Source organism: Methylobacterium sp. UNCCL125 (assembly GCF_900116795.1).
Classification (GTDB): Bacteria; Pseudomonadota; Alphaproteobacteria; order Rhizobiales; family Beijerinckiaceae; genus Methylobacterium; species Methylobacterium fujisawaense.
Genome location: NZ_FPBW01000033.1, coordinates 1 through 24,827 on the forward strand (window position 1 = coordinate 1; position 24,827 = coordinate 24,827).

General features: G+C 71.5%; 21 protein-coding genes, 1 tRNA gene and 1 rRNA gene. 12 read left to right on the forward strand and 11 right to left on the reverse strand.

Features of this window, described 5'->3' with window-relative positions:
* Positions 1 to 19: 19 nt before the first annotated feature.
* The 5 genes from rrf to BM396_RS26355 all read left to right on the forward strand — a co-directional run bounded on the left by rrf (position 20) and on the right by BM396_RS26355 (position 4,367).
* Positions 20 to 135, forward strand: a 5S ribosomal RNA gene (gene rrf, locus BM396_RS26335).
* A gap of 107 nt (positions 136 to 242) precedes the next feature.
* Positions 243 to 319: transfer RNA gene (locus BM396_RS26340), tRNA-Met, on the forward strand.
* A gap of 535 nt (positions 320 to 854) precedes the next feature.
* On the forward strand, positions 855 to 1,340 hold the full coding sequence (locus BM396_RS26345; RefSeq protein WP_043385990.1) for a Ros/MucR family transcriptional regulator: 486 nt from the start codon (positions 855 to 857) through the stop codon (positions 1,338 to 1,340).
* Positions 1,341 to 1,466: 126 nt separating this feature from the next.
* Positions 1,467 to 2,924 carry a Do family serine endopeptidase gene (locus tag BM396_RS26350; protein ID WP_043347519.1) on the forward strand — a complete coding sequence of 486 codons (1,458 nt, stop codon included), beginning with the start codon at positions 1,467 to 1,469 and terminating at the stop codon, positions 2,922 to 2,924.
* A 99-nt stretch (positions 2,925 to 3,023) separates the two neighbouring features.
* On the forward strand, positions 3,024 to 4,367 hold the full coding sequence (locus BM396_RS26355) for a replication-associated recombination protein A (protein ID WP_043385987.1): 1,344 nt from the start codon (positions 3,024 to 3,026) through the stop codon (positions 4,365 to 4,367).
* Between the two features lie 38 nt (positions 4,368 to 4,405).
* Here BM396_RS26355 and BM396_RS26360 read toward each other — a convergent pair whose 3' ends face one another.
* A complete protein-coding gene (locus BM396_RS26360) occupies positions 4,406 to 4,870 on the reverse strand; it encodes an Lrp/AsnC family transcriptional regulator (protein ID WP_043385985.1) in 465 nt (154 codons plus the stop codon).
* Positions 4,871 to 5,124: 254 nt separating this feature from the next.
* Between BM396_RS26360 and BM396_RS26365 the strand changes: the two genes are divergently transcribed.
* Both BM396_RS26365 and ggt read left to right on the forward strand, forming a co-directional pair.
* Positions 5,125 to 6,135 carry a 1-aminocyclopropane-1-carboxylate deaminase gene (locus BM396_RS26365; RefSeq protein ID WP_043385983.1) on the forward strand — a complete coding sequence of 337 codons (1,011 nt, stop codon included), beginning with the start codon at positions 5,125 to 5,127 and terminating at the stop codon, positions 6,133 to 6,135.
* A 218-nt stretch (positions 6,136 to 6,353) separates the two neighbouring features.
* On the forward strand, positions 6,354 to 8,123 hold the full coding sequence (ggt, locus tag BM396_RS26370) for a gamma-glutamyltransferase (protein WP_043385981.1): 1,770 nt from the start codon (positions 6,354 to 6,356) through the stop codon (positions 8,121 to 8,123).
* Between the two features lie 161 nt (positions 8,124 to 8,284).
* Here the strand turns inward: ggt and purD are convergent, their stop codons facing one another.
* The 3 genes from purD to BM396_RS26385 all read right to left on the reverse strand — a co-directional run bounded on the left by purD (position 8,285) and on the right by BM396_RS26385 (position 11,299).
* Entirely contained in the window at positions 8,285 to 9,559 is a 1,275-nt protein-coding gene (gene purD / locus BM396_RS26375; protein WP_043385979.1) for a phosphoribosylamine--glycine ligase, read from the reverse strand.
* 96 nt (positions 9,560 to 9,655) lie between these two features.
* Complete coding sequence (locus BM396_RS26380; protein WP_043385976.1) at positions 9,656 to 9,991, reverse strand: hypothetical protein; 336 nt, start codon at positions 9,989 to 9,991, stop codon at positions 9,656 to 9,658.
* Positions 9,992 to 10,075: 84 nt separating this feature from the next.
* Positions 10,076 to 11,299: an oxalate decarboxylase family bicupin gene (locus BM396_RS26385; protein WP_043385974.1), complete on the reverse strand. Its 1,224-nt coding sequence runs from the start codon at positions 11,297 to 11,299 to the stop codon at positions 10,076 to 10,078.
* 191 nt (positions 11,300 to 11,490) lie between these two features.
* Here BM396_RS26385 and BM396_RS26390 point away from each other — a divergent pair, with 191 nt between their 5' ends.
* On the forward strand, positions 11,491 to 12,762 hold the full coding sequence (locus BM396_RS26390) for an efflux RND transporter periplasmic adaptor subunit (RefSeq protein ID WP_043385971.1): 1,272 nt from the start codon (positions 11,491 to 11,493) through the stop codon (positions 12,760 to 12,762).
* A gap of 245 nt (positions 12,763 to 13,007) precedes the next feature.
* Positions 13,008 to 15,434 (forward strand): membrane-bound PQQ-dependent dehydrogenase, glucose/quinate/shikimate family, encoded by a 2,427-nt coding sequence (locus BM396_RS26395; protein WP_043385998.1) that lies wholly within the window; start codon positions 13,008 to 13,010, stop codon positions 15,432 to 15,434.
* A gap of 94 nt (positions 15,435 to 15,528) precedes the next feature.
* Here BM396_RS26395 and BM396_RS26400 read toward each other — a convergent pair whose 3' ends face one another.
* From BM396_RS26400 to BM396_RS26425, 6 genes are all read right to left on the reverse strand, one after another.
* Positions 15,529 to 16,464, reverse strand: a complete 936-nt coding sequence (locus tag BM396_RS26400) for a dihydrodipicolinate synthase family protein (protein ID WP_043385968.1) — start codon at positions 16,462 to 16,464, stop codon at positions 15,529 to 15,531.
* Positions 16,465 to 16,580: 116 nt separating this feature from the next.
* On the reverse strand, positions 16,581 to 18,845 hold the full coding sequence (locus BM396_RS26405) for a xanthine dehydrogenase family protein molybdopterin-binding subunit (protein ID WP_051976183.1): 2,265 nt from the start codon (positions 18,843 to 18,845) through the stop codon (positions 16,581 to 16,583).
* A gap of 10 nt (positions 18,846 to 18,855) precedes the next feature.
* Complete coding sequence (locus BM396_RS26410) at positions 18,856 to 19,899, reverse strand: FAD binding domain-containing protein (protein ID WP_043385964.1); 1,044 nt, start codon at positions 19,897 to 19,899, stop codon at positions 18,856 to 18,858.
* On the reverse strand, positions 19,896 to 20,387 hold the full coding sequence (locus BM396_RS26415) for a (2Fe-2S)-binding protein (protein WP_043345413.1): 492 nt from the start codon (positions 20,385 to 20,387) through the stop codon (positions 19,896 to 19,898). The genes BM396_RS26410 and BM396_RS26415 overlap by 4 nt, the downstream gene beginning before the upstream one ends.
* Positions 20,388 to 20,503: 116 nt before the next feature.
* Positions 20,504 to 20,734, reverse strand: a complete 231-nt coding sequence (locus BM396_RS26420) for a hypervirulence associated TUDOR domain-containing protein (RefSeq protein WP_043385962.1) — start codon at positions 20,732 to 20,734, stop codon at positions 20,504 to 20,506.
* A gap of 100 nt (positions 20,735 to 20,834) precedes the next feature.
* On the reverse strand, positions 20,835 to 21,098 hold the full coding sequence (locus BM396_RS26425; protein ID WP_043385959.1) for a hypothetical protein: 264 nt from the start codon (positions 21,096 to 21,098) through the stop codon (positions 20,835 to 20,837).
* A 157-nt stretch (positions 21,099 to 21,255) separates the two neighbouring features.
* On the opposite strand from BM396_RS26425, the gene BM396_RS26430 reads away from it, so the two are divergent.
* The 3 genes from BM396_RS26430 to BM396_RS26440 all read left to right on the forward strand — a co-directional run bounded on the left by BM396_RS26430 (position 21,256) and on the right by BM396_RS26440 (position 24,301).
* Positions 21,256 to 22,500 carry a sensor histidine kinase gene (locus BM396_RS26430; RefSeq protein WP_043345408.1) on the forward strand — a complete coding sequence of 415 codons (1,245 nt, stop codon included), beginning with the start codon at positions 21,256 to 21,258 and terminating at the stop codon, positions 22,498 to 22,500.
* 130 nt (positions 22,501 to 22,630) lie between these two features.
* Complete coding sequence (locus BM396_RS26435; protein WP_083683397.1) at positions 22,631 to 23,749, forward strand: hypothetical protein; 1,119 nt, start codon at positions 22,631 to 22,633, stop codon at positions 23,747 to 23,749.
* 282 nt (positions 23,750 to 24,031) lie between these two features.
* Positions 24,032 to 24,301, forward strand: coding sequence for a CsbD family protein (locus tag BM396_RS26440; protein WP_244538962.1), 270 nt, complete (start codon positions 24,032 to 24,034; stop codon positions 24,299 to 24,301).
* 69 nt (positions 24,302 to 24,370) lie between these two features.
* Here the strand turns inward: BM396_RS26440 and BM396_RS26445 are convergent, their stop codons facing one another.
* Positions 24,371 to 24,787, reverse strand: coding sequence for a BA14K family protein (locus BM396_RS26445; protein ID WP_244538963.1), 417 nt, complete (start codon positions 24,785 to 24,787; stop codon positions 24,371 to 24,373).
* Between the last annotated feature and the right edge of the window lie 40 nt (positions 24,788 to 24,827).

Genomic DNA, 24,827 nt, shown 5'->3' on the forward strand with positions numbered 1-24,827 from the left:
AAGAATTGCGATGCGCCGGTCTGGTGGCCTGAGCGGCGTGCCCAGAACCCGATCCCATCTCGAACTCGGCCGTTAAACACGCCAGCGCCTATGGTACTGTGTCTCAAGACACGGGAGAGTCGGTCGCCGCCAGACCCGCCCATCGCAAGCACCATTCCCTCGACACGACACCGATCCGGCCCCGGACGACAGCGCCACCGCCCATCGCGGCAGACGCCCCGGACACGCCGAAACACTCTTGGCGCGGGGTGGAGCAGCCCGGTAGCTCGTCAGGCTCATAACCTGAAGGTCACAGGTTCAAATCCTGTCCCCGCAACCAAACATACAAACCTGCCGCGCCCAAAAGCGCGGCGGGTTTTTCGTTCGGCCGACCCCTCTGCGCCGAGGCATCTGAGCTCCCCCGACTTCAGGTCGGCCGCCGCGACGCCCAGAATCCACAAGGCCTCTCGCGCCGCATAGCGCCCGTCACCCGAGAAGGCTCGCTGGAGTTGCTTTCGCCTGCTCGCGATAGCGGCTGGAAATGCATCCTGAGCGCACAATCGACGGGTAACCGCGGGCTTGAAAGCTCTATAGCCCGCGCCGCCGCATCCCTCCGGCTGTAGAAGACGGCCATATCCGACTCGGAAGGACAAAGTGGCAATATCGATTGCGCACAAGCGACGCCCTGGCAGGCATTACTCCTTGAGGTTGAGCGATCAAAATCACTCTTCTTGCGTTGTTTGGACCCTTATACCCCGATCCTGAATTTAAGACTTGACCCATCTTCGGAATGCGATTGTATCAGGCGCCCGAATCGCGACGCAGTGCTTGCGTTCTGGCGAGCTTCGTCATCACGAGAAGGCAACGCACGAGACATGGCTCAGTCGACCGACGGTTCCCTCCGCTTCGTCACTCTCGCCTCTGAGATCGTCTCGGCCTATGTGAGCCACAATCACGTGCAGAGCGCGGATCTGCCCGGCCTCCTCAACGAGGTGCATGCGGCGATCCGAGGGATCTGCGATGCCGGCGCCCCCACCCCGGCCACCAAGGCGACCCCGCAGGAAATCCGGCGCTCGATCACCTCGGATTTCCTGATCTCCTTCGAGGATGGGAAGCCCTACAAGACGCTGCGCCGCCATCTCACCCTGCGCGGCCTGACTCCGGAGGCCTACCGCGCCAAGTGGGGCCTCGCCCCCGACTACCCGATGACCGCGCAGAGCTATTCCGAGCAACGCTCGCAGCTCGCCCGCTCCCTGGGACTGGGGCAGCCGCGCGCGGCGACGACGGCGCCGGCCCCCGAGCCTGAGCCCGCGCCGCAACCCATCGGGAAGCGGCGGACCCGTAGCAAGGAGGCCGTCTGACGACGCACCGCTTGCCGTGAAGGTGTCGTCGCCCTGCCGCAATCGGCCTCGATAGCGTAGGGCCACAAGGTGCGCCTGCCTTCTCTCGGTCTGGACGGCGCGCCCGCCCCGACGCCGGAGACCTGCATGCTGACCCGCCTCACCCTGCCCGCCCTCGTCGCAGCCCTGCTGGCCGCCAGCCCGGCCGCGGCGCAGATGGCGCGTACGGAGACCCGGGAGCCTGCGAAAGACGGCACGGCGAAGGTCGTGCCCCTCAGCAAGGCCGACGTGCAGCTCTCCTTCGCCCCCGTGGTGAAGCGGGCCGCGCCCTCGGTGGTGAACGTCTACGCGTCCCACGTGGACAAGCGCTCCAGCGCGCGCACCAGCGCCATGGAGGAGTTCATGCGCCGCTTCTTCGGCGAGCCGGAGGGCGGCCGCGGACCCCGGGGCGACCGGGCGCAGCGGTCCCTGGGCTCGGGGGTGCTGGTCGATGCCGACGGGCTCGTGATCACCAACAACCACGTCATCGACAACATGAACGAGGTTCGGATCGCCCTGGCGGACCGGCGCGAGTTCGAGGCCACGATCGTGATGCGCGACACCCGCACCGATCTCGCGGTGCTCAAGATCAAGGAACCGCCGAAGGGCCTCGTGCCGATGCCGTTCGGCGACGCCGACGCCCTCGAGGTCGGCGACTTCGTGATGGCGATCGGCAACCCGTTCGGCGTCGGCCAGACGGTGACGCAGGGCATCGTCTCGGCGCTGGCACGCACGCAGGTCGGCTCGGCGGACTATCAGTATTTCATTCAGACCGACGCGGCGATCAACCCGGGCAATTCGGGCGGGGCGCTGGTCGATCTGCGCGGCCAGCTCGTGGGCATCAACACCGCGATCTACTCGCAGTCGGGCGGAAGCCACGGCATCGGCTTCGCGATTCCCGTGGGCATGGTCAAGGCCGTGGTCGATGCCGCCCGCGACGGCGCGGGCATCGTGCGCCGGCCCTGGCTCGGCGCGCGCATCCAGAGCGTGACCCCCGACATCGCCGACAGCATGGGCCTCGACCACCCGACCGGCGTGCTGGTGGCGAGCCTGCAGGCCAAGAGCCCCGCCGAGGAGGCGGGCCTGAAGCGCGGCGACCTGATCCTCACCGTCGACGGCCAGGAAGTCGCCGACCCGGAGGCCTTCGGCTACCGCTTCGCCCTCAAGGGCATCCAGGGCAACGCCCGGTTCGGGATCCTGCGCGGCACGACCCGCCAGACGGTGGCGGTCAAGCTCGCTCCGGCGCCGGAGACGCGGCCGCGGGACATGCTCAAGGTGAAGACCCGCTCGCCGTTCCTGGGCGCGACGCTCGTGAACACCTCGCCCGCGGTGGCCGAGGAGATGCAGGTCGATTTCCCCGCCGACGGTGTGGCCGTGCAGGCCGTGGACGAGAACTCCATCGCCGCCCGGGTGGGGCTGCAGAAGGGGGACGTGATCGTAGCGGTCAACGGCGTGCCGATGGCGACCACCAAGGATCTCGACCGGGTCACCCGCAACAGCCTCAATTCCTGGGAAGTGGCGATCAACCGCAACGGCGAGGTCCTGACTTCGGTGTTCGGCGGCTGATCCCGGGCGAGCCCGGCACCGGCTCGCGACCGTGGGCAAGCGTGGGCAAGGTCGGGCGCGCCGCTTGCGCCGCCGGCCGCGCCCGGTGTTGATGCGCAGATGTCCGACCTGTTCGCTTCCGCGGAGCCGCCCTCCGCGCCGGATTCCGGCCGCGCCTCCGGCACCGAGGCGGGCCGCCCCCTCGCAGACCGCCTGCGGCCGCAGAGCCTTGCCGAGGTCGTCGGCCAGGAGCACCTGACCGGGGAGGGCGGGGCGCTCACGCGCCTGCTGCGCGGGCGCAGCCTCGGCTCGCTGATCTTCTGGGGACCGCCCGGCACCGGCAAGACCACCGTGGCGCGGCTGCTGGCGCAGGGCACGGACCTGCATTTCGAGCAGATCTCGGCGATCTTCTCGGGCGTGCCCGACCTGCGCAAGGTGTTCGAGGCCGCGCGCAAGCGCCGGGCGACCGGACAGGCGACCCTGCTGTTCGTCGACGAGATCCACCGCTTCAACCGGGCGCAGCTCGACGCCTTCCTGCCGGTCATGGAGGACGGCACCGTCACGCTGGTGGGGGCGACGACGGAGAACCCCTCGTTCGAGCTGAACGCCGCGCTCCTGTCCCGGGCCCGGGTGCTGCTGTTCCGGGCCCTCGATCCGGGCGCCATCGCGCGGCTGCTGGTGCGGGCCGAGGCGCTGACGGGCCGAGCCCTGCCGCTCACCGAGGAGGCGCGCGGCGTGCTGGTCCGCATGGCCGACGGCGACGGGCGGGCGGCCCTGACCCTGGCGGAGGAGGTGTGGCGCTCGGCGCAACCGGGGGAGACTCTCGACGCGGAGGCCCTGCAGGCCATCGTGCAGCGGCGGGCGCCGATCTACGACAAGGCGCAGGAGGGCCACTACAACCTGATCTCGGCCCTGCATAAGACCGTGCGCGGCTCGGATCCGGACGCGGCGCTCTACTACCTCTGCCGGATGCTCGATGCCGGGGAGGACCGGCTGTTCATCGCCCGCCGGCTGGTGCGCATGGCGGTGGAGGATATCGGGCTCGCCGACCCGCAGGCCCTGGTGGTGGCCAACGCCGCCAAGGACGCCTTCGACTTCCTCGGCAGTCCGGAGGGGGAGCTGGCGCTCGCCCAGGCGGCGATCTACCTCGCCTGCGCGCCGAAATCGAACGCGGTCTACACCGCCTACAAGGCCGCGACCCGGCTCGCCAAGGAGGCGGGCTCCCTGCCGCCGCCGCGGACCATCCTCAACGCGCCGACCAAGCTGATGAAGCGGATCGGCTACGGCGAGGGCTACCGCTACGACCACGACGAGCCCGATGCCTTCTCGGGACAGGATTACTGGCCCGACGCGCTGGGGCGCCAGCACCTCTACGAGCCCACCGAGCGCGGCTACGAGACCCGCCTCGCCGAGCGCCTCGACCGGTGGGAGGCTCTGCGCAAGCAACGGCGCGGGGAGGCGTAGAGGCGTCCGACGTCATCGCGAGCGCAGCGAAGACAGCGTCATAGGTCGAGGGGCGCGTTGTCGATCACCTCCTTCATCACGAAGAAGGTCCGGGTCTGGCGCACCCCCGGCAGGCCGATCAGCGTGGCGCTGTGGAGGCGGTTGAAGTCGGCCATGTCGGAGACCCGGATCTTCAGCATGTAGTCGAAGTCGCCGGCCACGAGATGGCAGTCGAGGAGCACGGGAATCGCCCGCACGGCAGCCTCGAATTCGGAAAAGCTCTCGGGGGTCGAGCGGTCGAGCACGACGCCGACGAAGACCAGGGTACCGCGTCCGACCCGCATCGGATCGATCAGCGCCCGGACCGCCCGCACGAACCCGTCCGCGAACAGGCGCTGGATCCGGCGGTGGCAGGTGGCCGCGCTGGTGCCGACCCGCTCGGCGATCTCGGCATTGGCCATCCGACCGTCCGCCTGGAGCAGGCGCAGGATCTTCTGGTCGATCCGGTCGAGCCCTTCGGACATGGACGATCCTTTCATGTTCGACTGGAGAACCGGACTTTCCTGCGTGAGTTTGGCCTGGCAACGCAAGAGAACGACGTTCCACGCCCAAAGATCGAGAGCACCTTTCATTGCAAATCGGGTAGTTTTCCCTGCGCCTCGAAGATAGGAGCCGGGACCTCACGGCCCGGTCGTTCTCGGGGCCTCGCCTCGATGCATCCGGGCCGGACGGAGACCGCTCCTGCCCCCGGGCGCGTCCCGAGATCTGGAGAGACCCGATGCTGGCACAGTTCGAGCGCTATCCCCTGACCTTCGGCCCGACGCCGATCGAGCCGCTCAAGCGCCTGACGGCTCATCTCGGCGGCGAGGTTGAGATCTTCGCCAAGCGCGAGGATTGCAATTCCGGCCTCGCCTATGGCGGCAACAAGCTGCGCAAGCTCGAATACATCGTCCCGGACGCGATCAAGAGCGGCGCCGACACGCTGGTGTCGATCGGCGGCGTGCAGTCGAACCACACCCGCATGGTCGCGGCGGTCGCCGCCAAGATCGGCATGAAGTGCCGGCTGATCCAGGAGGCCTGGGTGCCCCACGAGGACGCCGTCTACGACCGGGTCGGCAACATTCTCCTGTCGCGGATCATGGGCGCGCAGACGCAGCTCGTGGATGACGGATTCGACATCGGCATCCGCGACAGCTGGAAGCGGGCGCTCGCCGAGGTCGAGGCCGAAGGCGGCAAGCCCTACGCGATCCCGGCAGGCGCCTCGGTGCACAAATACGGCGGGCTCGGCTATGTCGGCTTCGCCGAGGAGGTGCGCAAGCAGGAGGCCGAGATGGGCCTGCGCTTCGACTACGTGGTGGTCTGCACGGTCACGGGCTCGACCCATGCCGGCATGCTGGTGGGCTTCTCCGCCGACGGGCGCGCCCGCAACGTCATCGGCATCGACGCCTCCTGCACCCCGGCCCAGACCAAGGCCCAGGTCCTCGACATCGCGCAGAACACCGCCGCCCTGGTCGGCGCGGGCGACATCGTCGCCGACGACGTGGTGCTCAACGAGGACTACGCCTACCCGGTCTACGGCGTGCCCTCGCAGGAGACCGTGGAAGCGATCCGGCTCTCGGCCCGGCTCGAGGGGATGATCACCGACCCGGTCTACGAGGGGAAGTCGATGCAGGGCATGATCGACCTCGTGAAGAAGGGATTCTTCCCGAAGGGCTCGAAGGTGCTCTACGCCCATCTCGGCGGCGCCCCGGCGCTGAACGGCTACAGCTACACGTTCCGCAACGGCTGAGCCGGGGCGAACGCGCCTCCCATCCATCGCCTCATCCTGAAGGTGACCGCGCAGCGGGCCTCGAAGGAGGGCTCCAGGGATCGCAGCGTCCTCTGGAAGGCTCCTTCGAGGCCTCCGCTGCGCTCCGGCGCCTCGCGATGAGGGGGAGGGTGGAGGCCGCGACTCTGGCCTGCAGTCCCCTATATGGCGGCGCGGGACCCGCACCGGAGAGGGCAGGGATGATCGCACCGGCACGCGCGCTGCTCCTGGCCGCCCTGCTCGCCCTGGGCGGCCCCGCCGCGCGGGCCGCCTCGGGGCCGGCCGTGGAGGCCGAGAACGGGATGGTGGTCTCCTCGCAGCGCCTCGCCTCGCAGGTGGGCGCCGACATCCTCCGGGCCGGCGGCAACGCCGTGGATGCCGCGGTGGCGGTGGCCTATGCCGAGGCGGTGGTGAACCCCTGCTGCGGCAATCTCGGCGGCGGCGGCTTCCTGGTGCTGCACGCCGCCGACGGGCGCAGCCGCTTCGTCAATTTCCGCGAGACCGCCCCGGCCGCCGCGACCCGGGATATGTACCTCGACGCGACCGGCACCGTCGTGAAGGGCGCGAGCCTGCGCGGCTGGAAGGCGGCCGGCGTGCCCGGGACCGTGCTCGGCCTCAATACCGCGCTGGCCGAATACGGCACCCTGCCGCTGGCCCGGGTGATGGCGCCGGCGATCGCGCTCGCCCGGGACGGGTTCGTGCTGACCCGGGGCGACACCGACATCCTCGAATCCGGCACCACGCTGTTCGCAGCCCAGGCCAACGTCGCCCGGATCTTCCTGCGCCCGGACGGCAGCCCCTGGCGCCCCGGGGACCGGCTTGTCCAGGCCGACCTCGCCCGGACCCTCCAGGCCATCGCCGATCACGGCTCGGACGCGTTCTACAAGGGTGCGATCCCCGAGGCCGTCGAGGCGGCCTCACGGGCGGGCGGCGGCCTGCTGACGGCGGCCGACTTCGCCGCCTACACGGTAACGCAATCCGAGCCGCTGACCTGCCGCTACCGGGGCGCCACCGTCCTGTCGGCGCCGCCGCCCTCGTCGGGCGGCACCACGCTCTGCGAGATCCTCGGCATCCTCGACGGCTACGACCTGCGGGCGGCGGGGTTCAACTCCGCGCGAAGCGTGCACCTGATGGTCGAGGCCATGCGGCGCGCCTATGCCGACCGCAACCTTCTGCTCGGCGATCCGGCCTTCGTGGCGAACCCGGTCGACCGGCTCCTGTCGCCGGCCTATGCGGAGACGCTCCGGGCCTCGATCCGCCCGGACCGGGCGACCCCGTCCGCCGAGATCCGCCCGGATCCCGGCCTGGAGACGCGGGAGCGGGCCGAGACCACCCACATCTCGGTGATGGACAAGGCCGGCAACGCGGCCGCGCTGACCTACACGATCAACGGCTATTTCGGCGCCGGGGTGATCGCCGCCGATACGGGGTTCTTCCTCAACGACGAGATGGACGACTTCACCGTCAAGACCGGGGTGCCGAACCTGTTCGGCCTCGTGCAGGGGACGAAGAACGCGATCGAGCCCGGCAAGCGCCCGCTCTCCTCCATGGCGCCCACGATCGTGCTGCGGGACGGCAAGGTCGCGCTGGTGGCGGGCTCGCCGGGGGGCTCGCGGATCATCACGATCACCGCGCAGACGCTGATCAACATGCTGGATTTCGGCATGGCGCCGCAGGAGGCCGTGGACGCCCCGCGCATCCACCACCAGTGGCTACCCGACACGGTCTACGCCGAGCCCTTCGCGCTCTCGGCGGACACGCAAGCGATCCTGCGGAGCATGGGCCACACGCTCGTCGAGCAGAAGCCCTGGGGGGCGCAGGAGCTGATCGCGGTACGCGCCGCGGCGCCCGCGCTCCCCGAGGCGACGTCCTCGGGCAACGATGCTTCGCGCACGCAGGGGATGCGGCCGGGACTGCTCTACGGCGCCAACGACAACCGGAGGGCCGCCGGCGCGGCGGTTGGCGAATAAGGCGCGGTCGGCTGTATCGGAACAACCCCGTCGTGGCGGAACCCGCTCACCAGCCCCCTCGACGGTGCAGGCGCGGATCTGCCGGCCGATGCGGGGCGCGCCTGCGGTGTGCCCGGAAAAGAGGGAGGGCCCCGGGCTCGTGCGCCCGCGGACCCTGCCGCTCAGCCCTCTCCGGCCTCCCGTGCCACCGCCCGGAACCCGATGTCGCGCCGGCAGAAACCCTCCGGCCAGTCGATCCGGGCCACCGCCGCGTAGGCGCGACCTTGAGCGTCCGTGACGCTGTCGCCCAAGGCCGTGACCGCCAGGACCCGGCCGCCATCGGCCAGGAGCTGCCCGCCCTCGGCCCGGGTGCCGGCCTGAAAGACGTGAACCCCGTCGCCCTCGGCCCCATCGACGCCGCGGATCACCGATCCCCGGACCACGGCACCCGGATAGCCCGCCGCCGCCATCACCACGGTGAGGGCGGCCCGCTGGGCGTCGAATTCCAGGCTTACGCCGGAGAGGTCGCCCTCGCAGGCCGAGAGCAGGGCCGGCACGAGGTCGGAGGCGAGGCGCGGCATCAGCACCTGCGCCTCGGGGTCGCCGAAACGGGTGTTGTACTCGATCAGCTTGGGGCCGTCGGCGGTGAGCATCAGGCCGGCATAGAGGATGCCGGTGAACGGGCAGCCCCGCGCCCGCATGCCGGCGAGCGTCGGCGCGATGATCTCGGCCATCACCCGGGCCTCGATCTCCGGAGTGACCACCCGGGCGGGGGAATAGGCGCCCATGCCGCCGGTGTTGGGACCGCGGTCGCCGTCGAAGACCCGCTTGTGGTCCTGGGCGGTGCCGAGGGAGATGGCCCGCGTGCCGTCGCACAGGGCGAAGAAGCTCGCCTCCTCGCCGAACAGGCACTCCTCGACCACCACCTCGGCGCCGGGCTCGGCGAACAGGGCGGTCAGCGCGTCCTCGGCCTGGTCGAGGGTCTCGGCCACGGTGACGCCCTTGCCGGCGGCGAGGCCATCCGCCTTCACGACGATCGGGGCCCCCTGCTGCCGGACATAAGCCAGCGCCGGCTCCAGTTCGGTAAAGCGCGCGAAGGCGGCGGTGGGGATGCCGCAGGCAGCGCACAGGTCCTTGGTGAACCCCTTCGATCCCTCGAGCCGGGCGGCGTCGCGGGTCGGCCCGAAGGCACGGATCCCGGCAGCCTTCAGATCGTCCACCAGCCCGGCGACCAGGGGAGCTTCCGGCCCTACCACCACGAGGCCGATCGATTCCGCCGTGCAGAAGGCCGCCACCGCCGCGTGGTCCGTGACGGCCAGGTCCGGCCGGTTCGTCCCATGGCGGGCCGTGCCGGGATTGCCGGGCGCCGTGAATAGGCGCGTGCAGAGAGGGCTCTGGGCCAGCCGCCACGCCAGGGCGTGTTCACGGCCGCCGGAGCCGATCAGGAGAATGTTCATGCGCACGCCACCATGGACCGAGCTTGTGGGCGAAGCCTGCCGGTGGGCAAAGGTTTTTTTCGGGCTGTCCCCGCTCTGCGCGGATATCCCGGGCGCTCAGCAGCCGATGCAGACGCCCGTGTTGACGCCACCGCGCCGCCCACCCCCGTGGCGACCGAGATGACGGCCTCCATGGATTCCCCCCCGGACTCCCCCCCGGATGCCGCGATAGGGCAGGACGGGTCCGAAGGACTCGAATTGGACGTTGCGCTGGATCGTCTGGTTCAGCGTATTGAAGTCCGAGACCCGCTGCTGGTTGAGCGCCCGGATCTGACCCTGCAGGGCGAACGAGGCGTTGGCGGCGTTCGGGTCGTTCTGCTGCACCTGGGCCTGGGCGGCGCCGGCCGGGAGGGCGAGCGCCAGGGCGAGGAGCGCGCGGGATGCGGGGCGCATGGGTCCCTCCGTGCAACGTATCGCGATGTATCGCGTGGTCTTTCGAACTCGACGCGCCAGGATCGGTCCGGGTTCCGGGCCGCGTCAACCCGGCACGACCGGGGATTTCGTCTCCGGAAGGGTCTCGACCAGCTTGGGATCCAGCCCGGTATGCGCCTGGACCAGGGGATGCGGGGTCAGAGCCAGCCACTGGGTCAGGGAGATATCGGCATAGCGCGGGCTCTTGAAGATCTCCAAGAAGGTCAGTGTCGTGTCGCCGGTATTCTCGATGTAATGGCCCATGGCGAAGGGCACGTAGCCCACATCGCCGGCCTGGTAGTCGAAGGTTCGGGCCTTCGATTCCGAGCCGAACACGGTCATCCGGCCCTTGCCCGAGAGGTAGTACTGCCATTCGTCGCCATTCGGGTGCCAGTGCAGCTCGCGCAGGCCCCCGGGCTCGACCTCGACCAGCGCTGCGGCGATCGTCACGGAGGCCGGGAACACCGTGGAATCGGTGATGCGCACGCTGCCGCCCCGGGTGCGGATCGGCTCCTGCGCCAGCATCCGGTGGCTGAACGACTTCGGCACCGGGCCCGAGCCGCCCATCCGGTCGGCCGTGAGCGGGCCGGGCTTCGGCCCGGGGAAGATGTAGAGCTCCTTCTCGGGGATCCGGGCGAAGGCGCTCTCGGGCAGGCCGAAATTCTTCGCGAGCACGTCCTTGGGCGTGTGCGCCAGCCAGTCGGTCAGCAGGAAGGTGGAATCCTCCGAGAAGCCGCCGTCGTCGAACACGAGCAGGAACTCGCAGCCGTCGATCCCGTCGGCGGCGAGCCCCTGGATCGAGTGCGGGATGCCGCCCGGGAAGTACCAGAGATCGCCCGCGCCGACATCGTCCGCGAAGGTGCGGCCGTCTTGGTCGACCGCGGTGATCCGGGCCTTGCCCTTGATCATGTAGGCCCACTCGGCCTCCTTGTGCCAGTGCATCTCGCGGACCGCGCCGGCCTTGAGCCGCATGTTGACCCCCGCCATGGCCTTCGAGACCGGCAGCTCGCGGATCGTGGTCTGGCGCGCCCAGCCTCCCTCCTCCAGTCGCATGTGGCTGTCGCTGAACGACCATTTCAGGTTCGGCATCGTGCCGTGGTCGGTGCCGGGCGGCGCCAGGGTGAACGGCTCCTCGGCGGCCCGGGGCTTATTCTGCGGCCCCAGGATATCGGCGCCCTTGCCCCGGCGCTCGGGGAGGGGCGCGGCCGGCCCGGCGGATTGCGCCGCAGCGGAGGACGCCACCATCGCGCCGCCGACGGCGATGACGGCACGCCTGGAAATCTCGGACATCGCACTCGGTCCCTGCTCTGTCGCAGGGTAACCGGACGCCGGCCGGGAGGATCCGCAACGGGGCACCATCGTGCAGTGCGGCATCTCGCCCGGAGCCTGCGCGCGATCTATATCTTGAATGCACGATCAGACGCGTCCCGATTGGGGGATGAGCGCCCGAGCGGTGCACGGGGCGCGACCCGAGGGCGAGGATGGCGGATCGGGACAGTTCAGCCGCGGGCGAGGCCGGCCGCGCCGCGTCCCACGGCCGCCTGTGGATCGCCCTGCTCGCGCTGGCGGGCGCGGGTCTCCTCGGCTACCGCCACTGGCCGGAACAGTCCCGGGCGGCGAGCTCGGAACCGGCTGCCGCGGCAAAGCCACCGGCTGTGCGGGTCGCCCGGGCCGCCTGGGCCTCCGACACCTTCAGCCTGACCCAGACGGGCACCACCCAAGCCTTCGATACCGCCGGCCTCTATCCACGGGCGACCGGCTACATCGTCGAGCGCAAGGTCGATATCGGCACGCACGTGAAGAAGGGCGACCTGCTGTTCCGGATCAGCGCGCCCGACCTCGACCAGCAGCTGGTCCAGGCGCAGTCGCAGGCGCTTCAGCTCCAGGCGGCGCTGATTCAGGCACGGGCGATGGTCGACCAGGCCGAGGCCAACCGTCACCTCGCCGACGTGACCAACCGGCGGACCGCGACGCTCGCCGGCACCGGGGTCGAGACCCGGCAGAACGCCGACACCTCCCAGGCCGGGGTGCTGGCGCAGACCGCCAATGTCGACGCCGCCAAGGCGGCCGTGAAGGTGGCCGAGGCCAACATCGCCGCGCAGGAGGCGCAGGTCGCCCGGCTCAAGGTCCTGACCGGCTTCGAGGAGATCCGCGCGCCCTTCGACGGGGTGGTGACCACCCGCAACAACGATGTCGGCGACGCGGTGACGGCGGACACGAACACGGGCGCGCCGCTCCTGACCCTGGCGCGGGACGACGTGCTGCGCATGGCGGTGAACGTGCCGCTCTACGCCGCCGACGACGTCCGCGACGGACTCGACGCCAGGGTCGAGGTGGCGCAGATCCCCGGCAGGGTCTTCCCCGGCAAGGTCTCGCGCTCGTCGACGACCCTGCTCTCCACCGCGCGGACGCTGGCGACCCAGGTCGACCTCCCCAATCCGGACGGCACGTTGCGAGCCGGGCTCTACATCACCGTCACTTTGGAGATCCCCCGGTCCTCGCCCGCCGTGACGGTGCCGAACGAGGCCCTGATCTTCGACCAGCACGGGACCCGCGTGGCGATGATCGAGCCGGCCGGGGACGGGACCGGCGTGGTGCGGATGCGCCCGGTCACGATCTTCCGCCAGACGCGCACGCTGCTGGAGTTGCGCGACGGCCTGAACGGCGGCGAGCGCGTCGTCGTGGGGCCGCCGGCCTCATTGCGCGACGGTGACAGGGTCGTCCTGCGTCCGGAGGACAAGGCGGGGGCGTGAACGGCGGCACGCGGTCCAGGGCGATCCGGCCGCCGTAGCCTGCCGCTGCTGCCTGCCGCTGCTGCCTGCCGCTGCTGCCTGCCGGGCGTCAGGCCCCCCCTGCAGGCGGGCCTGTCCAGCCTTGGGACATGTCCAGCCTTGGGACAGCCACAACCGGCATAAGCCGTCGGACAGACGGTGCTCCGCCGCGGGGTCGCCCCCCGGCGCCGTCATGTCCGGCTGGCTCAAGGATCAGGTTGATCACCGTGGCACTCGGAACCCTCGCACTATCGATCGCGCTGCTTGGCCTGGCCCTGGCATTCTTCGGGGCGAAGCTGGCCTTCGCGGGGGGATCGTCGTTCTACCTCGCCCTGGGGGTCGGTTTGCTGGCCTCCGGCATCCAGCTGGCCCGGCGCCGCCAGAGCGGCCTCTGGATCTATGCCCTGATTCTGGCGGCGTCCTTCATCTGGACGATCGTCGAGGTCGGGCTCGACAAATGGCAATGGATCCCGCGCGGCGCCCTGATCTTCGCCCTCGGCCTGGTCCTCTGCCTGCCCGTCGTGGTGCATCGCCTGCGGGACGCGCCCGAACGGGCCTGGGCGCCGAGCCTCGGAAACGGCCCGCTCGCCCTCCGGGCCGTCGTCCTGCTCATCGCGGCCGCGAGCACCGCTTCCTGGTTCGTCGATCCGGTCGAGACGCGCGGCATCCTGCCGAAGGTCGCGGAGGCGAGGGCCGCCGTCGATCCGAGCGGCATCCCCTATCCGGCCGACGACTGGGTCGCCTATGGCGGCACCAATCTCGGTCAGCGCTACTCGGCCCTCGAGGACATCACCGTGGGCAATGTCCAGGGCCTCACGGTGGCCTGGGAGCACCATACGGGCGACCTGCGCGGCGACGGCCGGACGGATTCGAAGGAATTCACCTTCGAGGCCACGCCGATCAAGGTGAACGGGCTGCTCTATCTCTGCACGCCTCACAACATCGTGCAGGCCCTGGAACCCGAGACCGGCCGGCTGGTCTGGGCCTTCGACCCGCAGATGGCGCGGGACGGCCAGTACCAGCACCAGACCTGTCGCGGCGTGTCCTACAACGACTCGACCGGCTACGCGCCGCCGGCGGAGGCGGATCCGGCGACGGCCGGCGCCGTCGCGGCGGCGGTCGCCGAATGCCCGCGCCGGATCATCGCCGCCTCGGTCGATGCGCGGCTCTACGCGCTGAATGCCGATACCGGACTCCCGTGCCGGACCTTCGGGGCGGACGGTTTCGTCGATCTGACGGCGCAGATGCCGAACCTCCGGCGTGCCGCCTATCAGCAGACCTCGGCGCCGCTGGTGACCCGGAACCTCGTCGTCCTCGGGAGCGCGATCGCCGACAATTACTACGCGGAGAATCCGTCGGGCGTGATCCGCGCCTTCGACGTGCGCACCGGCGCGATCGTCTGGAAGTTCGACGCCGGCAAGCCCGACGCGACCGAACCGCTGCAGCCCGGTGCGCTCTACGAGCCCAACTCGGCGGTGGCCTGGACGCAGTTTTCGGCCGACGAGGCTCTGGGGCTCGTCTACGTGCCGTTCGGCAACCGGGCGCCCGATCAGGTCGGCGTGTCCCGGTCGAAGGCGGACGAGGCCCTCGTCGACGCCCTGGCGGCTCTCGACCTGGAGACCGGCAGGCTGCGCTGGGCCTTCCGGACCACGTATCACGACCTGTGGGACCGCGATAATCCGTCCCAGCCGGTCCTCCTGACCCTGCCGCAGGGCGACGGGACGGTGCCGGCGATCCTGATCCCCACCAAGGTCGGCAATGTCTGGGTCCTCGACCGCCGCACCGGCGCTCCGATCCGGCCGGTCTCCGAGGTCTCGGTCTCGACCCGGACCGACATCCCGGGAGAGGCGCCGTCTCCGGTCCAGCCGGTCTCGTCGCTCCGCTTCACGCCGGCTCCGCTGAGGGAGGCCGACATGTGGGGCGTCACGCCCTTCGACCAGATCCAGTGCCGGCTCACCTTCCGGTCGAACCGCTACGACGGCAACCCGTTCACGCCGCCGCAGGCGTCAGGCGGCGCGATCATCTGGCCCGGCAATATCGGGGTGTTCAACTGGGGCTCGGTGGCCGTCGATCCGGTGCATCACTGGATGATCGCGACGCCGCAATACCTGCCCTACCTCTACCGCCTGCTCCCGCGCCCGGCGAACGAGCCCGACCGGCGCCTCATCACCACCGATCCGGATTCCGCCCCGGGCAACGAGAATCTCGGCGGCCCCTACGCGGTGTCCATCGCGCACATGCGCTCGGCCCTCGGCGTCCCGTGCAACGCGCCGCCCTGGGGCGTGCGGGTCGGCGTGAACCTCGCGGACGGCACAACCGCCTGGAGGCACCGCAACGGCACCGTCGCCGGGCAGAAGATCGGCGGGGTCGCGGTCCCGATCCCGTTCGCCATGGGTATGCTGGCTCATGGCGGCACCCTGGCCACGGCCGGCGGCGTCGCGTTCACGGCCGCCACGCTCGACGACCGTATCCGCGGCTACGACATGCAGACCGGGGCGGTCCTGTGGTCCATGACGCTGCCGGCCGGCGGTCAGGCCACGCCGATGACCTATCGCGGCAAGGACGGCCGGCAATACGTGGTGATCGCGGCGGGCGGGCACGGCTCGCTCGGCACCACGCCGGGCGATTCGGTCATCGCCTTCCGGCTCCCGTGAGCCGGCGCCCGCGGCGCGAGCCCGGGGATCGCCGGCCTCGCGCCGGAACGGATGGCGCCGGAGGGCCCGGCTCTCCGACCGGGCAGGGGGCGTTCTAGCCCGCGAGCCGCGCCCGCGCGTCGATGCGGGCGAGGCGGGCCAGCAGGTACTCGACCTCGGCCTTCGCCTGCGCGGTGAGCGCCTGCGACGGCTTGCGCTGGGCGTCGGATGAAAAAATTCCCCGGCGCATGAACACGTATTTCCGCACCGCGAGCCCCAGCGGGCCCTGCTGCTGCTCGTAGCGCAGATAGGGGAGGTGGGCGTCGAACAGGTCGTGGGCGGCGTCGCGCTCGCCGGCCCGGCCGAGGCGGACCACGTCGACCAGCATCTCCGGGAAGGCGTAGCCGGTATTGGCCCCGTCGGCGCCGCGCTCGGTCTCGAAATCGAGGAACAGGCCGCCATTCCCCACGAGGATGGAGATGTGGCGCATGGAGCCGTCGCGCTCGAAGCCGCGCAGCGCCGAGATCTTCTCCAGGCCGGGCCAGTCCTCGTGCTTGAGCATCACGCAGGAGGGGTTCTCCGACACGATCCGGCGGATCACCCCCGGGGTCATCTGGACCGAGAAGGTGAGGGGGTAATCCTGCAGCACGAAGGGCACGTCCGGCCCGATCGCCTCGGCGGCGGTGCGGTAATAGCCGACCACCTGATCGTCGGTGCGCAGCGTGTTGGGCGGCGCGATCATCACGCCGGCGGCGCCCAGCTCCATCACCTCCCGGGCGAGGGCCCGCATGGCCGCGAAGCCCGGCGCCGTGACGCCGACGATGACCGGCAGCCGGGTGCGCCCGAGGACGCGCTTGGCCACCGCGAGGCCCTCCGCGTGGTCGAGCTTGCCGGCCTCACCGAGCTGGCCGAGAATCGTCAGGCCGTCGACGGCCGCAGCCCCGAAGAAATCGGTCATCCGGTCGAGGGAGACCTCGTCGATCCGGCCATCCGGATGGAACGGCGTCGGGGCGATCGGCACGACGCCGCGAATGTCGCTGGTGAGAGGCATACCGGTCTCCGTGCTGCTGCGGCGACCGCCGGCCGCCGGTGGGTATGCCCATACTCAAAAATCCCGGGCGCTGCGACGCACCCGGGACGGGATCGGCCTTCGGTCAGGCCGTTCGGTCAGCCCAGCAGCTTGTCCAGGGTGATCGGCATCTCGCGCACCCGAACGCCGGTGGCGTGCCAGACCGCGTTGGCGATGGCCCCCACCGTGCCGGTGATGCCGATCTCGCCGACGCCCTTCACGCCGAGCGCGTTCACCACCGCATCGTCCTCGTGGACCAGGATCGCCTCCATGGCGGGCACGTCGGCGTTCACCGGCACGTGGTACTCGGCGAGATTGTCGTTGAGGAAGCGGCCGGTCCGCGGATCCATCTCGGCCCGCTCGTGCAGGGCGAAGGACAGGCCCCAGATCATCCCGCCGTAATACTGGCTCTGGACGAGGCGCGGGTTGATCACCCGGCCCGCCGCGAAGGCGCCGGTGAGGCGGCTCACCCGGATCTGGCCGAGATCGGGATCGACCTTCACCTCGGCGAAGACCGCGCCGTGGGCGTGCATGGCGTAGGACGCCTGCGCGGCCGGATCGGCCCCGGCCTTGCCCTGGCCCTCGATGCTGGCGCGGCCGGCCCGCTTGAGGATGTCCGTGACGGATTCGCTCCGGCCCGGATCGTCGCGCCGGGTGAGCCGCCCGTCCGCCGCGGTGACGCCGGCATTGCCGGCGCCGTAGAGCGGGGAGGCGGAGTCGTTGGTGGCCAGCTCCGCGAGCTGCCGGATCACGTCGGCGGCGGCCGCGTGGATCGCGCCGCCGGCGGTGGCGGTGTGGCCGGAGCCCCCCGCGATCCCGGCATTCGGCAGGTCAGAGGAGCCCATCCTGAAGGTGAGGGCGTCCATCCCGATCCCGAGCCCGTCGGCGGCGATCTGGGCGAGTGCCGTCCAGGATCCCTGGCCCATGTCGATCGCCCCGAGCTCCACCGTGCCGGTGCCGTCGGCGCGGATCTCGGCCCGGGCCATCCCCTCGAAGATCAGCGCCGGGAAGGTGGCGGTGCCCATGCCGGTGCCGACCAGGAACCCGTCCCTGTCGCGGGTCTGGCGGGGCTGGAGCGGCCGCCCGGCCCAGCCGAAGGCCTCGGCGCCCCGCCGGTAGCAGTCCCGCAGGGCCTTCGAGGAGAACGGCTTGCCGGTGATCGGCTCGACCTCGGCGTAGTTGGCGAGCCGGAACTCCAGCGGGTCCATGCCGAGCGCGAAGGCCATCTCGTCCAGCGCGCTCTCCAGGGCGACGCTGCCGGTGGCCTCGCCGGGGGCGCGCATGAACAGCGGCGTGCCGGTGTCGAGGCGCACCGCCTCGTGCCGGATGGCGATGGCGGGGCTCGCGTAGAGGGTGCTGGTCGCCCGGCCCGCCGGCTCGAAGAAATCGTCGAAGCTCGACGAGGCGGTGCGGATGTGGTGGTCCAGCGCCGTGAGCTTGCCGGCGGCGTCGGCGCCGAGCCGGATCGTCTGCCGGGTCGGGCCGCGATGGCCCATGGGACCGTACATCTGGGTCCGGGTCGGCACGAGCTTCACCGGCCGGCCCACGAGCTTGGCCGCCATGCAGGCGAGCACCTGCGGCCCGGCCGGCACGCCCTTCGAGCCGAAACCGCCGCCGAGATAGGGGCTGTCGATATGGATGTCCTCGGGGCGGATGCCGAACAGGCCGGCGAGCCGGGCCTGCGACATGGCGAGCGCCTGGGTCGGCATCAGGAGCGTCAGCCGGTCCCCGTCCCAGCTGGCCACCGCCGCGTGGGGCTCCATGGCATTGTGGTACTGGGCCGGCGTCTCGTAGGTGGCGGCGATCGTCTTCGACGCGGCCGCGAGCCCGGCCTCGACGTCGCCGTCGGTCTCCACCGGCGGCGCACCGACGCCGACCGAATCCGGCGTGAAGGCCTCGCCGGAATCGAGCCCGATCCGCGGGGTCTCGGCCGCGTAGGTCGGGGCGAGCAGCCGGGCCCCTTCGGTGGCCGCCTCCAGGGTCTCGGCGATCACCACGGCGATGGGCTGGTTGGCGTAGCGGACCCGGTCGTTCTGCAGGAGGTCGAGGCGGAAGGTGAACGGCCCGTCCTTGGCATCCGGATCCTTGGCGAGCGCCGGGGCGTGCCCCGGCCGCATCACCGCCACGACGCCGGGATGGGCCTCGGCGGCGGCCACATCGAGGCCGGTGACGCGACCGCGGGCGATCCGGGCGACGCAGAGCGCCGCGTGGAGGGTCCCGGGGGGCAGGTTGTCGGCGGAGAAGCGGGCCTGGCCCGTCACCTTGAGGGGGCCGTCGCGCCGGGTCAGCGGCTGGCCGATGCTGGAGCCGTGCCGGATCGCGCCGGCGGGGCGGTTCGAGGCGGGCGTGGAGGTCGCGGTCATGCGGGTCTCCTCAGACGATGCCGAACGGGGAGGCGGGGAGCGCCGGGATCCGGGCGGGCGTCCCGGCGGCGGCCTGGGTCAGCGCGCGGATCGCCACCCGGCGGGCGAGCTCGATCTTGAAGGCGTTGGCCTCGCCGGTGGGCTTGGCGCCGGCCAGCGCCGCGGCGGCGGCCTTCGCGAAGGCCTCGGGGGAGGGTGCCTGTCCGGCGAGCGCCGCCTCGGCCTCCGCCACCCGCCAGGGCTTCAGCGCCAGCCCGCCCAGGGCGAGCCGGGCCTGCCCGATCCGGCCGCCGGCCTCCAGGGTGAGGGCGGCCGCCGCCGAGACCACCGCGAAGGCGTAGGATGTGCGGTCGCGGACCTTGAGATAGCGGGCATGGCTCCGGAAGGACGCCGCCTCGGGGGGCAGGCGCAGGCCTGTGATCAGCTCGCCCGGCTGCAGGTCGGTCTCCCGCTCCGGATGGTCGCCGGGTAGCCGATGGAAGTCGGTGAGCGGCACCTCCCGGGCGCCGTCCGGCCCGGCGATCTCCACCACCGCGTCGAGGGCGGCGAGCGGCACGCAGAAATCGGACGGGTGGGTGGCGATGCAGTGCTCGCTCCAGCCCTGGACGGCGTGGATGCGGGTGGCGTGCCCCAGGGCCGCGCAGCCGGAGCCGGGCGCGCGCTTGTTGCAGGGCGAGACCGCGTCGGTGAAGAAGGGGCAGCGGGTGCGCTGCATCAGGTTGCCGCCGACCGTGGCGGCGTTGCGCAATTGCGCCGAGGCGCCGGCCAGCAGGGCCTCGGCCACCATCGGGTAGGTTTTTTCGAACATCGCGTCGTGGGCGAGGTCGCTGTTGCGCACCAGCGTGCCGATTCGGGTGGCGCCGTCCGGCAGCCGCTCGATCGACGACAGGCCGGGGAGCCGAGTGATGTCGACGACCCGCTCCGGGGTGGCGACGCCGCCCTTCATCAGGTCGACGAGGTTGGTGCCGGCGGCGAGGAAGGCGGTGCCCGGAACCTGCCCGGCCGCCACGGCCTCCGGCACGCTCGCCGGGCGAATGTAGTCGAAGGTCCTCACGCCGCGTCCTCCCGGTGCTCCGCTTGGCCGGCCGCGTCCTTTACGGCCTCCAGGATGCCCGCGTAGGCGCCGCAGCGGCAGAGATTGCCGCTCATGCCCTCGCGGATGCGCTCCGGATCGGTACCGGCGTGGCCCTCGCGGATCAGGCCGACCGCGCTCATGATCTGGCCGGGGGTGCAGAAGCCGCACTGGAAGCCGTCATGGGCGATGAAGGCCGCCTGGACGGGGTGCAGCCGGTCGCCCTCGGCGAGCCCCTCGATGGTCAGCACCTCGGCCCCGTCGAGGCTCGCGGCGAGGGTCAGGCAGCTGTTGATGCGCCGCCCGTCCACCAGCACCGTGCAGGCGCCGCACTGGCCGCGGTCGCAGCCCTTCTTGGCGCCCGTCAGGCCGAGGCGCTCGCGCAGGAGATCGAGGAGGGTGACGCGCGGATCGTCGAGGGCGATCTCGCGCGGCTGCCCGTTCAGGGTGAGCCTGAGGGGAATGGTCATGCGGCGGTCCCGGCTTCGAAGGCTGGAACCGTTACAGATAGCCGCCGCCCCGCTCTCGGCGAGACCTTAAGCAGAAAGCGATGTGCGCAAGATCACGGCACGCACAGGTTGGGCGCTTATGCAGACTTGACCTTAACCTCCGAGACGGATTTCAGCACCGTCTTGCCCTTGGCGGTCTTGATCTCCAGGGCCGGCTCCGCCTTCGAGGCCTCGCGCTTGACCGTGTTGCCCTTGATGGTCTTCTTGACATCCTGGGTGTGGACCTTGGTCACCTCGCCCGAGACGGTGCCCTGGCCCCACTTGTAGGTGACATCGTCCCCGGTCTTCACCTTCGCCTTGGCGGTCATGTGCGTCTCCATCGTGGATGCGGGGAAAGGCGCCCCGGGGCAGGGGCGTTCCCGGGTTTCCACGGCCGGAATGCCGCAGGCGGATCGACCCGTTCCCGGCTCACCGGCCGACCTCCCGGCGCAGGGCCGCGACCATCGTCTCGACCGCCGCCTGCGCGGTCTCGCCGAGGTCGATGTCGGTCTCGCCGGCGGTGACGAGGCCGCGACCCTCCAACTCCTTGACCCCCTCCGGATCGGCCTCGTGGCCGGCGCCGTCCCGGCGGATCACCGCGGTGACCTTTTCGCCGCTGACGAGGCGGTGATAGGCCGCGAAGGCGAAGATCGAGAGGGCCTTGTCGGAGAGTCCGTTCACGTCGTCGGCCATGCCTGGCGCCTCCTGCGCTCCGCGCGTCGTATCCGATGGGCGAACGCCGGACGGGGCCGGGGGCTCCGGACCCCGGCCGGGGTGCGACGACGGGTGCGCCCGTCCGAGCGGCGACGCTTCGCGCCGGGCCCGCCTTCCTGCTAGTCTCACAGCTCCCATGACAGCGCATACCGACCAGACCGAAGTGGAACCCAGCCCCGAGGCGGCCCGCCCCCCCGCGCCCCCCGATCTCGACTATCGCCTGCGCCAGCAGGCGATCCTGTCCGAGTTCGGCGTCGAGGCTTTGCGCGGCACCGATGTCGACCACCTGCTGCAGCGGGCTGCGGAGCTGTGCGCGCAGGGCATGGGCGCCGAGTTCTGCAAGGCCCTGGAGTACCAGCGCGGCGCCGACACCCTGCTGGTCCGGGCCGGTGTCGGCTGGGGGCCCGACGTGATCGGGCAGGCCCGGATCGGGGCGGACCTCGCCTCCCCGGCGGGCTTCGCCCTCAAGACCGGGCGGCCGGTGATCTCGAACCACCTCGCCGACGAGACCCGGTTCCGGACGCCGCAGCTCATGGCCGATCACGGCATCCGCCGGGCGATCAACGTGCTGATCGAGAACCGGGACGGCGCCTTCGGGGTGCTGGAGGTGGACGACACCCGGGAGGGCATGTTCGAGGAGGCCGACATCGCCTTCATGCAGGGCTTCGCCAACCTGCTCGGCGGCGCCATCGAGCGCCAGCGCACCGAGAGCCTGCTGCGGGCCGCCCTCGCCCGGCAGGACCTGCTCGCCCGCGAGATGAGCCACCGGGTCAAGAACAGCCTCGCCATCGTGGCGAGCCTGCTCGCCCTCCAGGCCCGGGCCGCCGAAGACCCGGCCGTGCAGATGGCCCTGGCGGATGCGCGCAGCCGCGTCGAGGCGATCGCGAGCGTCCACGACCAGCTCTGGCGGCAAGGTGACAAGGACGGCGACAAGGCGGCGGGCGAAGGGGAGGGGGTCCCGGGCGAACTCGACCTCGCGCCCTTCCTGGAGAAGCTGGTGGCCAACCTCGCCAGCGGCGTGCCGGGCCAGCGGCTCGCCTGCACGGCCTGCCCGCAGCGGATCTCGGCCGACCGGGCGATTCCCATCGGCCTCTTGGTCAACGAACTCGTCACCAACGCGCTCAAATACGCCTATCCGCCCGAGACGCACCCGGGAGGCGGCGAGATCCGGATCCGCGCCGAGCGCCAGCCCGGGAGCCTCGTGGTCGAGGTCGCCGATGACGGGATCGGGCTGCCGGCGGAATTCGAGATCGGACGCAACTCGAAGAGCCTCGGCATGCGGGTGGTCGGCAGCCTCACGCGCCAGCTCGGCGGCAGCCTGACGATCCCGGCCCGGGGGAAGGGCGCCTGCTTCCGCCTGGAGGTGCCGCTGGACGGCTGAGCGCGGCGCCCGGCCGGGGCGGGGACGGGAGAAGGGCCCTGCCCCGTCGCGCGACCGGGGGCGACGGGCTCGGCGAGACAGAGCGCAAGACAGAGCGCGAGACAGAGCGGATGCAGTGACCGGGATCAGGATGACGGGGGCGCCCCTCGCCGAACGGCTCCACGCCTTTCGGAGCCTCGGGGACAATTGCGAGTTCGGCTTCGTGCAGCGCTACGGGGGGGTCGAGCCCTCCGGCCTGCTGCGCTTCTCCTACACGCCGATGGCGGACCTGATCCGCGGCCTGCGCTGCGGCTTCGCGGATTTCGGCGTGCCGGGCGACCTGCGGCTCTCCGTGAGCGCGGGCGGCACCTACTATTGTCACAGCCTGGCCTACAACATCTGGGCGAATACCGGACATCCGGCCGGCTCGATCGCGCCGGAGGTGCTGCTGGAGCGGGAATACGGCCGGCTGGCCCATCTCAAGCGCAAGATGCTGGACGACCTCGCCGACGGCTCGAAGATCCTGGTGCGCAAGGTCGGCCGCGACGAGCCCGAGGCCGACTTCGCCCGCTTGGCCGAGGCGGTCTGGGCGCATGGACCCTCGACGCTGCTGCGCGTGACCGAGGCCGGGCCGGACTGGGCTCCCGAGCCGGCCCGGCGCGTCGCCGACCGCCTGATCGCGGGACGGGTCCGCCGCTTCGCGCCGGCGGAGCAGGCCTGGGAGGTCGACCTCGAACCCTGGATGCACCTCGTGGACAGCACCTACGCGCTGGAGCGCGGCGCGGCGCCGAGCCGCCTCGACGCCGCCGCCTTCCCGGAGGCGCTGCCGCTGCCGGGCCGCCTGCGCCGGCATGTCGGCCGGCACCGGGCAAGGGCGCTCAGCGCCTACACCCGGGCGGTGGATCCCGCCGGCTTTCGCGCCGATGCGGTCCACGTGTTCTCGAGCTGGGTGTGGATTCCGGAGGAGTTTGCCGGGGACCGCATCTTCGCGGCGGCCGGCTATGCGCGGCTGGGCTGGCGCGACGCCGACCTGTCGCGGCGGCGGTGCTGGCAGCGCGTCTGGGCCGCGGGTCGGCTGCGGCCCGACGCGACGCGGGAGCCCGTCGGGCTCGGGATGATCGGCACGTGGCGGGACGGATTCTGGTCCGCCGGGGCGCGCTTCGCCGAGGGGCCGATCCCCGGGGATGAGCCCGCGCCGGACCTGCGGATGCCGCCGTTCCGGTTCCCGGGCCAGGATCTCCTCGGACGGCTGCGGCCGCGGTTCCGATAGACCGCCGGGCCCCCGGATCCGGGCTCAGCTTTCGCTTCCCAGAGCGCGGAGGAGTGTGCCGAGGTAGCGTCGTCGGTCCCGCCTCCGGCCCGATGCGCGTGGCCGCCGGGGCGGAGGCCGAGCCCTGGATGCGGGCGGGGATCGGAGACGATCGGGCCGCCCGCGCAGGGAGCCGGTCCCGGGATACCGGTTCGATTCCGGCCGATCCGATACGGCTGCACCATTGCCCGGGCGCGCCCCGCCCGTAAACCGCGCTCCCTCGCACAGAACGGGAGATTCCGGATGCGCAGCAGATCGATGATGACCCTGGGCGGCAGCGTCCTCGCCCTCGCCGGCCCGGCCTGCGCCGACGACACCCCGACCACGGCGGGTGCGGTCGATCGGCTCAAGGGCCTGACCAACGAGGCGATCGGAAGCGCGAAGCGCGGGGTCGGCAACCTGACGGAGGACGAGGCCCTCAAGGCGGAGGGCCGTGCGCAGAAGCTCCGTGGACAGGCCGAGCAGGGGCGGGGCAGGGCCAAGGACGTCCGCGAGAACGCCCTCGACCAATAGGGATGCGGCGGGCCCCGGCCGCGCCGGGCGGCCGGGGCCCGCTCCCGTCGGGGCAGAAGCGGGAGGAGCCTACGGGCAGGGATGGCGCAGGCCGTCATAGCCCAGGTAGGTCCCGGAGGCCGGGTCGTAGGAGGCGTAGCGGGCGGCGCAGGACGCCGAGCCGCGCACGACGACCGGGGCGGCGTAGACGTGTGCGGGCGCCCCGTAGACGGCCACGGGCCGCGCCGCGGCGTTGGCCGCCGCCGAGCCGATCACCGCGCCGGCGGTGAAGCCGAGCAGGCCGGCCCCCACGGCCGCCCCCACGCCGGGACCGCGGCGGTCGCCGTAGCCCCAGCGGCCGTACCCGCCGCGGTGCCAGCCTCCCCAACCGGCATGGTGCCAGCCGCCACGGAACTGAGCGTACGCGGTGGGAAGGGCGCCGGCCCGGAGGGCCTCAACCGCCTGTCCGGATGCGGCCTGAACGGGGGCAGCGAGACCCGCCAGCATGGCCAGGGTGGCGACGCCGGTCACGATCCTCATCGGTTCT

What these genes read in the sequence shown, in the direction of transcription:
- BM396_RS26405 (WP_051976183.1), bottom strand. Translation starts at nt 18,845, where the DNA reads ATGACCGCGACCTCCACGCCCGCCTCGAACCGCCCCGCCGGCGCGATC.
- BM396_RS26420 (WP_043385962.1), bottom strand. Translation starts at nt 20,734, where the DNA reads ATGACCGCCAAGGCGAAGGTGAAGACCGGGGACGATGTCACCTACAAG.
- BM396_RS26385 (WP_043385974.1), bottom strand. Translation starts at nt 11,299, where the DNA reads ATGTCCGAGATTTCCAGGCGTGCCGTCATCGCCGTCGGCGGCGCGATG.
- BM396_RS26435 (WP_083683397.1), top strand. Translation starts at nt 22,631, where the DNA reads ATGACGGGGGCGCCCCTCGCCGAACGGCTCCACGCCTTTCGGAGCCTC.
- BM396_RS26400 (WP_043385968.1), bottom strand. Translation starts at nt 16,464, where the DNA reads ATGCCTCTCACCAGCGACATTCGCGGCGTCGTGCCGATCGCCCCGACG.
- ggt (WP_043385981.1), top strand. Translation starts at nt 6,354, where the DNA reads ATGATCGCACCGGCACGCGCGCTGCTCCTGGCCGCCCTGCTCGCCCTG.
- BM396_RS26380 (WP_043385976.1), bottom strand. Translation starts at nt 9,991, where the DNA reads ATGCGCCCCGCATCCCGCGCGCTCCTCGCCCTGGCGCTCGCCCTCCCG.
- BM396_RS26415 (WP_043345413.1), bottom strand. Translation starts at nt 20,387, where the DNA reads ATGACCATTCCCCTCAGGCTCACCCTGAACGGGCAGCCGCGCGAGATC.
- BM396_RS26440 (WP_244538962.1), top strand. Translation starts at nt 24,032, where the DNA reads ATGCGCAGCAGATCGATGATGACCCTGGGCGGCAGCGTCCTCGCCCTC.
- BM396_RS26425 (WP_043385959.1), bottom strand. Translation starts at nt 21,098, where the DNA reads ATGGCCGACGACGTGAACGGACTCTCCGACAAGGCCCTCTCGATCTTC.
- purD (WP_043385979.1), bottom strand. Translation starts at nt 9,559, where the DNA reads ATGAACATTCTCCTGATCGGCTCCGGCGGCCGTGAACACGCCCTGGCG.
- BM396_RS26430 (WP_043345408.1), top strand. Translation starts at nt 21,256, where the DNA reads ATGACAGCGCATACCGACCAGACCGAAGTGGAACCCAGCCCCGAGGCG.
- BM396_RS26345 (WP_043385990.1), top strand. Translation starts at nt 855, where the DNA reads ATGGCTCAGTCGACCGACGGTTCCCTCCGCTTCGTCACTCTCGCCTCT.
- BM396_RS26360 (WP_043385985.1), bottom strand. Translation starts at nt 4,870, where the DNA reads ATGTCCGAAGGGCTCGACCGGATCGACCAGAAGATCCTGCGCCTGCTC.
- BM396_RS26390 (WP_043385971.1), top strand. Translation starts at nt 11,491, where the DNA reads ATGGCGGATCGGGACAGTTCAGCCGCGGGCGAGGCCGGCCGCGCCGCG.
- BM396_RS26445 (WP_244538963.1), bottom strand. Translation starts at nt 24,787, where the DNA reads ATGCTGGCGGGTCTCGCTGCCCCCGTTCAGGCCGCATCCGGACAGGCG.
- BM396_RS26365 (WP_043385983.1), top strand. Translation starts at nt 5,125, where the DNA reads ATGCTGGCACAGTTCGAGCGCTATCCCCTGACCTTCGGCCCGACGCCG.
- BM396_RS26350 (WP_043347519.1), top strand. Translation starts at nt 1,467, where the DNA reads ATGCTGACCCGCCTCACCCTGCCCGCCCTCGTCGCAGCCCTGCTGGCC.
- BM396_RS26355 (WP_043385987.1), top strand. Translation starts at nt 3,024, where the DNA reads ATGTCCGACCTGTTCGCTTCCGCGGAGCCGCCCTCCGCGCCGGATTCC.